10 protein-coding genes and 1 pseudogene are annotated in these 11,015 nt (G+C 29.1%); 8 read left to right on the top strand and 3 right to left on the bottom strand.

The features are described from left to right. Together JG780_RS08745 and JG780_RS08750 are read right to left on the bottom strand one after the other, a co-directional pair. A partial coding sequence (locus JG780_RS08745; protein ID WP_287570171.1) for a glucose-1-phosphate thymidylyltransferase occupies nt 1-1,058 on the bottom strand: 1,058 nt, incomplete at its 3' end. A gap of 32 nt (nt 1,059-1,090) precedes the next feature. Further along, the gene (locus tag JG780_RS08750; protein ID WP_287570173.1) at nt 1,091-1,660 is read right to left on the bottom strand and encodes a hypothetical protein; all 570 of its coding nucleotides are present in this window, start codon (nt 1,658-1,660) and stop codon (nt 1,091-1,093) included. Nucleotides 1,661-1,984: 324 nt separating this feature from the next. On the opposite strand from JG780_RS08750, the gene JG780_RS08755 reads away from it, so the two are divergent. The 6 genes and pseudogenes from JG780_RS08755 to JG780_RS08780 all read left to right on the top strand — a co-directional run bounded on the left by JG780_RS08755 (nt 1,985) and on the right by JG780_RS08780 (nt 7,339). Then, nucleotides 1,985-2,212, top strand: a complete 228-nt coding sequence (locus tag JG780_RS08755; protein WP_287570175.1) for a hypothetical protein — start codon at nt 1,985-1,987, stop codon at nt 2,210-2,212. Between the two features lie 30 nt (nt 2,213-2,242). Further along, on the top strand, nt 2,243-2,374 hold the full coding sequence (locus JG780_RS08760) for a PDC sensor domain-containing protein (protein ID WP_287570176.1): 132 nt from the start codon (nt 2,243-2,245) through the stop codon (nt 2,372-2,374). Between the two features lie 30 nt (nt 2,375-2,404). After that, nucleotides 2,405-3,376, top strand: a complete 972-nt coding sequence (locus tag JG780_RS08765) for a methyl-accepting chemotaxis protein (RefSeq protein WP_503005354.1) — start codon at nt 2,405-2,407, stop codon at nt 3,374-3,376. Between the two features lie 24 nt (nt 3,377-3,400). Then, nucleotides 3,401-3,991, top strand: a complete 591-nt coding sequence (locus JG780_RS08770) for a methyl-accepting chemotaxis protein (protein WP_287570181.1) — start codon at nt 3,401-3,403, stop codon at nt 3,989-3,991. Between the two features lie 355 nt (nt 3,992-4,346). Continuing rightward, nucleotides 4,347-6,636, top strand: a pseudogene (locus tag JG780_RS08775) (sensor domain-containing protein). A gap of 25 nt (nt 6,637-6,661) precedes the next feature. Then, nucleotides 6,662-7,339 (top strand): Crp/Fnr family transcriptional regulator, encoded by a 678-nt coding sequence (locus tag JG780_RS08780; protein WP_004101205.1) that lies wholly within the window; start codon nt 6,662-6,664, stop codon nt 7,337-7,339. A gap of 34 nt (nt 7,340-7,373) precedes the next feature. Here JG780_RS08780 and arcA read toward each other — a convergent pair whose 3' ends face one another. Beyond that, nucleotides 7,374-8,576: an arginine deiminase gene (gene arcA, locus JG780_RS08785; protein WP_114702668.1), complete on the bottom strand. Its 1,203-nt coding sequence runs from the start codon at nt 8,574-8,576 to the stop codon at nt 7,374-7,376. A gap of 316 nt (nt 8,577-8,892) precedes the next feature. Here arcA and argF point away from each other — a divergent pair, with 316 nt between their 5' ends. Further along, nucleotides 8,893-9,873 carry an ornithine carbamoyltransferase gene (gene argF / locus JG780_RS08790; RefSeq protein WP_004101204.1) on the top strand — a complete coding sequence of 327 codons (981 nt, stop codon included), beginning with the start codon at nt 8,893-8,895 and terminating at the stop codon, nt 9,871-9,873. A 19-nt stretch (nt 9,874-9,892) separates the two neighbouring features. Beyond that, nucleotides 9,893-10,834, top strand: a complete 942-nt coding sequence (gene arcC, locus JG780_RS08795) for a carbamate kinase (protein ID WP_004101201.1) — start codon at nt 9,893-9,895, stop codon at nt 10,832-10,834. Nucleotides 10,835-11,015 lie beyond the last annotated feature (181 nt).

Consider the following 11,015-nt stretch of genomic DNA (forward strand, 5'->3'; position numbering starts at 1 on the left):
CCCATATCACCAATAACAAACTTCATAGCTTTTGGCTTTTTTTCATTATTTACAATCTGCACATTCTTGCCAATAAGAGATGAATCAATAGGGTATGGAAGATTCATTAGCTTTACATGATCCATTAATATGCTATTTTCTATCTCACAATCTTCAATCACTGCATTATTACCTATTGACGTGTATGGTCCAATGTAAGAATCTTTAATTATACAATTTTTACCAATTACCACAGGCCCTCTAATAGTACTATTAATAATCTCACTATTTTCTCCAATGAATACTCTTCCTTGTATTACACTTGAAGTATCAACTATACCATCAATTTGCACTTTAAAATGATTATCATCCAAAATTTTTCTGTTGGCCTCTATTAAATCTTCAGGCTTTCCAGTATCTTTCCACCAACCGTAAACAACATGCCCTTTTACTTTATAATTATTCTTTATCAAATATCCAATTGCATCTGTTATTTCAAGTTCTCCCCGCCATGAAGGTTTTATGTTTTCAATTCCTTCAAAAATAGTATTTCTAAATAAATAAAGTCCGATTATAGCAAGGTTAGATATTGGCTCTTTTGGCTTTTCTACAACTTCTATTATTTTTCCCCCTTTTACAACAGCCACACCAAACCTTGATGGGTCCTTAACTGGTGAAAGTAATATAGAAGCTTTCATGTCCTCATCATTTTTAAATTCTTCAACAAATGATGTTATATCATCCAATATCAAGTTATCACCAAGATACATCAAAAAATCATCATCTTTAAGAAAATCTTTTGAAACCATTACAGCATGAGCAAGCCCTTTAGGCTCCTGCTGAAGAATATATTCAATCTTCAAGCCAAATTTTTCACCATTTCCAAAAAAATTCTTAAAGTCTTTTATATTTTCCGGATTTACTACAATACCAACTTCTTCAATCCCAACACTTTTTATTTTTTCAAGACTGTATGATATTACAGGTTTATTTGCTATTGGAATTAAATGTTTAGCTATAGTGAATGTAAGTGGCCTAAGCCTTGTCCCTTTTCCAGCACACAAAATCAACGCCTTCATATTCACCCTCCTCTTTTTTTATGTCTAATTGATTATATCATGGTCTGTACTTTTCTAATAATCTCTTCAGGAGAAAATTTACTAACTCTTGCAAGATTTTTGTTAGTATATTCTTCAAAATCTTTAACTGCCTTAGACAAAGAAAACATCTCTTCAAATTTTTTAAACTCTTCATCTGTTTCTATTTCCGCTAAATATTTAACTTTTAATGGATAATCAAGCTCTATAAATTCATCAACAATTACCTCTGTTTTCTCCATTAAAAGAAAATATCTTATCTTAGCAATCACCGGTTTTTCTTTTAAGATAGATAAATCTTCCAATTTTACCTCATATTCCTCTTCAAGTCTTTTATAATCCCCAAAAAGGGTTGATTTAAAAGCAACAACCCAATTTTCACGTCCCTGTGAATCTATAGTATACCTTATTCTACATTTTTCACCTTTAATAAATATACATTTTTCCAGATACCACTGGATAACTCCCAACTTATATATTGCTTTTTTTCTAAGATTCTGAAAAAGCTTTTCATCTACAAGATATTTTTTTTCTCTCTCTATCTTCATATTTTTAATTATAACATCTTTCTTATATATTTTCATAAATTTAAATGACACAGATATCTTAAATTTTTCAATAAAACATTTTATTAAGTAGAAATTTCATATCTTTCAATATTTTTATTTAAATTTTTATTATTGCTTAAAAAAATAAATCAATAAAATATTACTCTTGAAAAGCTTTCGCTCACAAATTAATTATCCGCAATGACATAAAAGATATTTTTTTATTTTTCTACGTTATTAACAAAAAAGAAACATATAAGAAACTTAAAAATTACTTCAATCGTGATAAAATTACAATGAGTTTAAATATAATTTAAAATGGGTATATCATTCCATAATAAAATAGGAGGTGATGTTTTTATGAAATCAATTAAGGGAAAATTATTAATCTTTGTATTAATGCCAGTAATTGCCCTACTTATAATAAGCACTTTTTTAATATCATTTCAGACAAGAAAATCTGTAGAAGATTTATCTGTTGAAACTGCTCTTGAAATTTCTCAAAAAGCTTCACAAATAATTGAGGAATGGTTAAATGGTATTTTAAGAGACGTTCAAAATTTTGCCGATAACAGTTCAGTAATATAGGCATTAAAAACTAGAAACTGGAAAGATCTAATGAGCAATGAATTAAATCATAAACTTTCATCAAGGACAGATTATGAAATGTTTTTTATAGCATATCCAGATGGAACAGCTCCTACAACTTCAGGTGTAACTGCAAATATAAGTGACAGAGAATATTTCTAAAAAATAATAAAACAAGGATATAAATACTATATTAGCGATGCACTAATTTCGAAAGCAACAGGAAACGATATCTTTGTAGTTGCATCCGCAGTAAAAGATCAAAATGGAAAAACAATTGGTTTGTTTGGAGCTGCAGTAAAATTAGATGATCTAAATAAAATTGCTGTTGAAACAAAAGTTGGAGATAAAGGATTTGGATGGATAATTGATTCAACAGGTCTTACGATTGCACATCCAGATGAAAAAATTAGAATGAAAGTAAATATACTTGAAGCATCAAAGCAAGGTTTTAAAGGCTTAGATACTATAGCTCAAAAGATGCTGGAAGGAAAATCTGGCTATGGAAGTTATACAAGATCAGACGGTAGTGAAGTTTATGTATTTTACTCTCCAATAAAGGTTGGAAAAGGTTGGTCCTTTGGATTAACTTTGTATAAGTCTGAACTATTTTCATCAGTAAACAAAATTACCAACACTACTATAATGATTTTCTTGTCCGTTATTATTTTAATAAGTATCTTTATTTATATTTCATCATCTTACTTTATATCAAAACCACTTACAGCGATGGTTAAAAATATACTAGAATTTGGAAAAGGAAACTTAACGGTAAAGTTTATTGCAAAAGGAAAAGATGAAATAGCCCAAATATCAAATTCTCTTCAAAAAATGGCTGATATGTTAAGAGAAAGTTTTTCTCAAATAAACGAAACTTCTTTAAATCTGAACTCATCTTCAGAAGAACTTGCAAATATTGCTGATAACTTAAGTGCTAGTGCTCAGGAGCTATCAGCACAAATAACAGAAATAGATAATTCAATTCAAAATGCATCTGCATCTGTTGAAGAAGTAACAAGTGGAGTGGAAGAAGTTGCAGCAAGCGCTCAAAATGTTTCAAATGCCGCTCAAAATATTTCAGATAATGCAAATAAGATGGCTGAAAACGCAAAGGAAGGCGAAAAAGAAGTTGTTGCAATTAGCGAGATTGTGGAAAAAGCATAGGAAATAAGCTATTCAACTGAAAAAATTGTAAAAACTTTAAACGAAAACACAAAAAATATCGACGAAATTGTTCAAACAATTAATTCAATAGCAGAACAAACAAACTTGCTAGCACTGAATGCAGCAATAGAAGCAGCAAGAGCTGGAGAAGCTGGGAAAGGATTTGCAGTTGTTGCTGATGAAATTAGAAAGCTTGCTGAAGAAAGCAAAAATGCAACAACTCAGATCTCAGAAATTTTAAAAGACATTCAAGAAAAAATTGAAAATACTGCAAAGGCAAGCAATCAAACAGTTGAAATAATAGAAGAAGCATCAAATCAATCAAAAATTGCAAAAGAAAAATTTGAAAATATATTAAGACAGATAGAAAGTATTACAGATGAAATAGATAATTTAGCAGCAAGTTCTCAACAGCAAAGCGCATCGGCACAAGAAATGAGTAGCGCAATGGATGTAGTTTCAAAAGCAATTGTAACAATATCACAACAAGTTGACGATATAGCAAAATCAGCCCAAAGCCAAGCAAAAACAAGTGAAAAACTAGATATTTCTTCCGAAAATCTAAACAAAATAGCAAAAGATCTTGTAGAAGAAGTCAGAAAATTTAAAATTTAAAAAAGCTATTATACTGAAAAGTCCCTCTTCTATTTTAAAAGAATAGAAGAGGGACTTCTTTTATTTTACAATAACAATTTTATATTAAACTAATTATTAAAAAATGGTAATTTTTATATATCTTTTATTGCATATTTTCAAATAAAATGGTATCATATTTTGTGAAAAGAACAATTGGAGGAAAATAATGGAAGATTTTTTAATTATCTTATCCCTAGTTTCATTAATTTATCTATTTGAAAGAAAGCTATACAAGATTTCTTCAGCGCTAATACACATATTTTTTTCATTACTTTTTCTATCAATTTTTGAATTTTTTAAAATTAAATACTCATTAAGTGAATTTTTTTGTATAATGCAGGATTTGATTGGTGTTTCTCTTATTCCTGCAATTTTTTCTTTTTCAGAGGATTTTTATGGAAAAAAGAAAAATTATAAAAAAAGGTTTTTAATATCAATCCCGCTATTTTTCTTAATAGTAATTAACAACATTATTTTCCACAAACAGTTAGCTAATTCAAAACTTTCAAACTTCTTCCTTATATTTTATGCATTAATTATTATCATACTATCATTTAAAAACATCTTTAAAGCAAACGTTGAAAAGAAAGTAAAAATAAATATTTTAATAATATTCCTCTCTCTTTTTGGATATTACGCTTATTCAACAATAACTAATAATTTCAACATACCAATCATCTTACTCTTAACTCTAATTTCATTTATTATAATCGAATTTATTCTTTTAAGAAAGAGTTGGATTAAAGTACTTGAAGATGCAAAAGAAAACCTTATTTTAAATATTAGCGATGGAATAATACTTGTAGATAAGAATAATTATGTTCTTGACCTTAATAAACCTGCCCAGAAAATTATAGGTAAAGAATTTAACCAAATAATTAACAGAAAACTTGAAGATAATTTTAAAAACGGACAAATAATTGAAAAAAATGGCAAATATTACTCTATAGAAGTCATTGATTTTGAAAAGGGATCCATATACTACTTTAGAGATGTAACCAAAGAAATGAAATATTCAAAAAGGCAAGAAATCGCAAATATATTATTCCATAACCTTTTTAATAACATACCTGATCCACTTGCCTTAGTAACTCCTTCCGGAAAGATTGTAGACTGCAACAGTGCATTTACAAAAACTTTTGGTTATAAAAAATTAGAAAACATTGAAAATATCGTGCCAGATTATTTAAAAGAAGAATCAAAAATCTTGATTCTTCAAATACTAAAAAAAGGACATGTAAGTTACGAAACCGTCAGAAAGAGTAAAAGTGGTAAAAATATATTTGTCAGAATTTATGCGTCAAAATTTGAAATTGAAAATCAAACATTTATCTATATAATCTATTCTGATATTTCAAAAGAAAAGAAACTATCACAACAAATCTCTAATCTTATAGAAAAAGATCCTTTAACTAAAACATTTAACAAAGTATACATTATTAAAAGGCTTAAAAACCTCAAACCACTCCTTTATCATTCATTAATATTTATTGACATAAAGGATTTTCAAAGAATCAACTCCTTAAAGGGAAATGTTTTTGGAGATAAAGTTCTCAAAATTGTTGCAAATAAACTAAAGGAATGTACAAATTATATAATTTCAAGGGCTCACGCAGATGAATTTTGGATATTAGCAGAAGAATTGGACATAGATGTAAAAAAAGCTTACAGTAAAAATAAAGAACTTATTTTGCATATAGATAATTGTTTGAAAAACATCAAAGTTGACGATACTTCACTGAAATTTCACATAGGAACATATATTTTCAAAAATGATGAAAATATTGATGAAGTTATAAGAAAAACAAGCCTTTCCCTTTCAAGATCAAAAGACGAAGACAAAATAATAACTTATTCAAAAGAAATAGAAGATGAAATAAGAAAAGAATTAGAGAAAGAAATTCAAATAAAGAAGGCAATTGAAAAAGGCGAATTTATACCATTCTTCCAGCCAATAGCAACACACAATATGGAAATTGTGGGGGCCGAAGCATTAATAAGATGGGTTAAAGATGGAAAAGTAATACCACCGTTTGAATTCCTTGATTTTCTAGAAAAAACTGGTCTTATAGAACAAGCATCAAAACAAATATTTGAAAATGTATGTAAATTACTTTCTAAAACAAAAAAACTGAAATTTGTTGATGTTAATATCAGCCCTATCCAACTAAAAAATACCAACTTTTCAAAAGATTATCTAAAAATACTTGAAAAATACAATATACAAAGCAGTCAAATTACAATAGAAATTACAGAAAACCTCTTCATTGATTACAACGATATTGTTCGTGAAAATCTTAATCTACTAAAAAGCGAAGGATTTAAATTATGCCTTGATGACTTTGGAACTGGTTACTCTTCATTAAATTATTTAAGAAATATTCCATTTGATATAATTAAAATAGACAGAGAATTCATAAGTAATATAGACGATGAAAAAAAATCTAAATCTCTTAAAAGCAATATATAGTATAGCAGAGTCTTTTAAAATGGGGGCAATACCTGAAGGTGTCGAAAATGAAAAACAACTTGAAATTTTGACTATGATAGGTTTTAGGTTATTCCAAGGGTATTATTTTGGAAAGCCAATGCCTGAATCAGAGTTTTTAAGTATTTTAAGTTAGTATGATTAATTTTGGAGGGAACATTTTGAAACAATACATAGAATCAATCAAGAATTGTAGCCTTTTTAAAGATTTAAATGAAAATGAAATTTTAGAAATTACAAAAAAATCCAAAATTTTAACATTTGAAAAAGATGAAATAATAAAACAAAGGAATGATCCAATAGATGAAATACTAATTCTAATAGAAGGAGAAGCTTTGGGTTTGTTTGTAAACGAAGAGGGACGAGTTATACAAATAGATCATATGATAGCTCCAAAAACGCTTGCAATCGCAACTATATTTTCATCAAATCCAAAATATCCAGTTGATGTGGTGGCAATAAAAAAATGTAAAATTTTAACACTCTCCAAAGATATTCTCATTCATGAAATGATGAAAAACGAAAAAATATTAAAAAATTATCTACAAAATGTCTCTGACACATTTATATTTATCACCGATAGATTTTATGAGATAACACTCAAAAATCTTATTCAAAAGGTATGTTCATATCTTTATGACTCCTTTAAAAAACAAAATTCTAAAACTATAAAACTTGAAATGTCTAAAACCGAACTTGCAAGAGAATTTGGAGTAACTCGCCCTGCACTATCAAGAGTCTTTATTGAACTTGAAAAGAAAGGAATTATAGAAATGGAAGGAAAAAATGTAAAAATTAAAGATTTAAGATATATAGAAGACTATGCAACCTATTTTTAAAAAATTCCCCATCCAAGCTAGGATGGGGAATTTTCTATTCTCTACAGATTGGCATCGACATACATCTAGGCCCTCCACGACCTCTTGATAGCTCACTTGAAGGAATTTCTATAACATTAACTCCTCTTTCTCTTAACAACTGATTTGTCACATAATTTCTTTCATATGCTATAACCGTTCCAGGACTTATTGCTAAAACATTTGAACCATCATTCCATTGTTCTCTTTTTGCAGCTATTTCATCATCTCCTCCACATTTAATAAGCTCAATATCATTTCTTTCAAGATATTTTTTTAGTACATCTTCTAACTGTAAATCTTCTTCTGTTACCTCAAATTCGTGTTTATTTTTCTTTAAGACATATACATGCAAGCTGGTTTCAAGTTTTGAATGAACTAAAAATTTATTTTCACTAACCATTGTAAAGATTGTGTCAAGATGCATATACGCGCGCTTTTTTGGCATATTTATTGCAAGTATAGTATCAAAGCTTTCGTCTGATTCATAAAATATTTTATTTGCAACTTTTTCTATAGCCTCTGGATCCGTTCTTTGTGAAATTCCAATAGCAAGGACTTTATCAGATAATACTAAAACATCCCCACCTTCTATAGAAAATGGTTCATTCATATCATAATAAATAGGAATATCACTAAATTCATCACTATATTTTAATACATACTTCATAAACAATGATTCCCTTCTTCTTGCCTTTGTTTTCATTCTATTAATTAGCGCTCCTCTTCCTACAAAAGCAACAGGATCTCTTTGAAAATAAAGATTTGGAAGTGGAAGAAGATAAAATTGTTTATTTAAATGAACAACTGTTGAAAAACTTTTTTTGTTTAACTTAAATTCATCAATCCTTACCCCGCCTATGATTTTTCTTACCATTTCTTTTGTTTCAAAAGATAATAAATATTCCTTTAAAGCTTCCAATATATATTCATTTTTTACCTCGCTTAGATTTAAATATTCATCCACAAACTGTTCTTTTAACCCTTTTTTTTCTAAAGTATTTGTAAGTAGATCCGTAACATATTTAACCTCAACACCATTATCTTTCAAAGCCTTGGCAAAATAATCATGCTCTTGTTGTGCCTTTTTTAAATATGGGATGTCTTCAAACAATAGTTCTTCTAATAAATCAGGTTCAATATTTTCTAACTCCAATCCAGGTCTATGAAGCAACACAATTTTTAATTTCTTTACTTCAGAGTAGACATTAACCTTCATTCTTTCATCCTCCTTTTCGATATCAATTATATTAGATTTTAAATAAAAAGTAAAACTTTAAATATTACAATTAACTTTAAGAATGATATATTTTTCACAGTTAATTTTTCATTTTAAAGATATGCATCAGTATGCGATGTATTCTTATGCATACTCGTGCATACTCAATCTTAAACAAATATAACTTTAAAACAAATAAATATTCTCGAAAAACTGTTGTTTTTCAAGATTTGTTTGTTTTGATAAATAAAAAAAACAAGTGTATAATTAAAATACCTAATTGTGTTTTAAATATAAAAAAGTGGGAGGAGATAACGTGCCAGTTAATCTTAAAGGAAGAAGTCTTTTAACATTAAAAGATTTCACAGCTGAAGAAATTAAATATCTTCTTAACCTTGCATTTGATTTAAAAGCTAAAAAAAGAGCAGGTATAAGACAGGAACTACTTAAAGGAAAAAACATTGTTTTAATTTTTGATAAAACATCAACAAGAACTAGAACTGCTTTTGAAGTTGCTGCATACGATGAAGGTGCACATGTAACATTCCTTACCAATAGTCAAATGGGTAAAAAAGAATCAATAGAAGATACCGCAAAAGTCTTAGGAAGAATGTACGATGGTATTGAATACAGAGGCTATAAGCAAGAAGTTGTTGAAGCACTTGCAAAATATTCAGGAGTTCCAGTATGGAATGGTTTGACTGATGAAGCACATCCAACCCAAGGTCTTGCAGACGTTATGACAATGATGGAGTTTATACACAAACCACTTAACCAAATGAAACTTGTTTTTGTAGGTGATACAAGAAACAACGTAGCAAATACTTTAATGAGAATTTCTTCAAAACTTGGTATTCACTATGTTGCAGTTGGTCCTGAACAATTAAAACCATCAGATGAAATCATGAATGAAGCACTTGAAAACGCCAAAGAATCCGGAGCAATTATTGAATATACGCCTGATCTTGATGGAGTAAAAGGAGCAGACGCTATCTACACGGATGTTTGGGTATCAATGGGCGAAGAAGACAAAATGCCAGAAAGAGTTGAACTATTAACACCATATAGAGTTGACATGGATTTAATTAAAAGAACGGAAAATCCGAACGTTATTTTCTTACATTGTTTACCATCATTCCACGACTTTGAAACAACAGTTGCAAAAGAAGCAAAAGAAAGAGGATTAGATATTCGTGAAGTAACCGATGAAGTATTTAGAAGCAAACATTCTAAAGTCTTTGATCAAGCTGAAAATAGAATGCATACCATAAAAGCTGTTATGGTAGCAACCCTATAATCAGGTAGGAGGCAAAAATATGAAAAAATTGGCAGTTGTTGCTATTGGTGGTAATGCAATTAATAGACCAGGAGAAAAACCAACAGCAGAAAATATGTTCAAAAATATAAAAGTTACAGCATCATATCTTGCAGATATGATTGAATTAGGTTACAGAATAATAATAACTCACGGAAATGGACCACAAGTTGGGAATCTACTAGTTCAACAGGATATTGCAAAGGATACTATTCCACCATTTCCAATGGATGTATTAGGTGCAATGACCCAAGGATATCTTGGATATATGATTTCTCAAGAGTTGAAAAATGTATTAAATGAAAGAAAAATAGATAAGGAAATTGCTACAGTAGTAACTCAAATTGTAGTAAATAAAGATGATCCAGGATTTAAAAATCCAACAAAACCAGTAGGTCCATTTTATAGCGAAGAAGAAGCAAAAAAGATTATGGAAGAAAAAGGTTGGATATTCAAAGAAGATGCTGGAAGAGGATGGAGAAGAGTAGTTCCATCACCAATACCACTTGATGTTATTGAAAAAAGAACAATAAAAGACTTGGTAGAAAATGACGTTATAGTAGTAGCAGGTGGTGGTGGTGGAATTCCAGTAATAATCGATGAAAAAGGAGAAATAAAAGGAGTAGAAGCAGTAATAGATAAAGATAGAGCATCAGCATTAATAGCAAAAGAACTTGATGCAGATGAATTTATAATCCTTACAGCTGTAGAAAAAGTATATCTCAACTTTAACAAACCTGATCAAAAGCCACTTGATACAATCACAGTAAAGGAAGCTGAAAAATATATGAATGAAGGTCATTTTGCAAAAGGAAGTATGCTACCAAAAATAGAAGCCTGTATCTCCTTTGTAACATCAACAAATAGACCAGCACTCATCACCGATATGGAAAAACTAAAAGATGCACTAGAAGGAAAAACTGGAACAAGGATTATTCCATAAAACTTTAAAATTTATGGCTCCCAAAATGGGAGCCATTTTTAATAGTAAACAAACAAAAAACCTCTCCGGATAAGGAGAGGTTACAGATTGTAGACAAACCCCATCCCGGTATAGCCAAGGATGGGGTATTTTTTTGAGAAATATTGGAAATTTTTAAGTATTTTTATGAATTTTTTCATAA

Source organism: Thermosipho sp. (in: thermotogales) (assembly GCF_020054775.1).
Classification (GTDB): domain Bacteria; phylum Thermotogota; class Thermotogae; order Thermotogales; family Fervidobacteriaceae; genus Thermosipho; species Thermosipho africanus.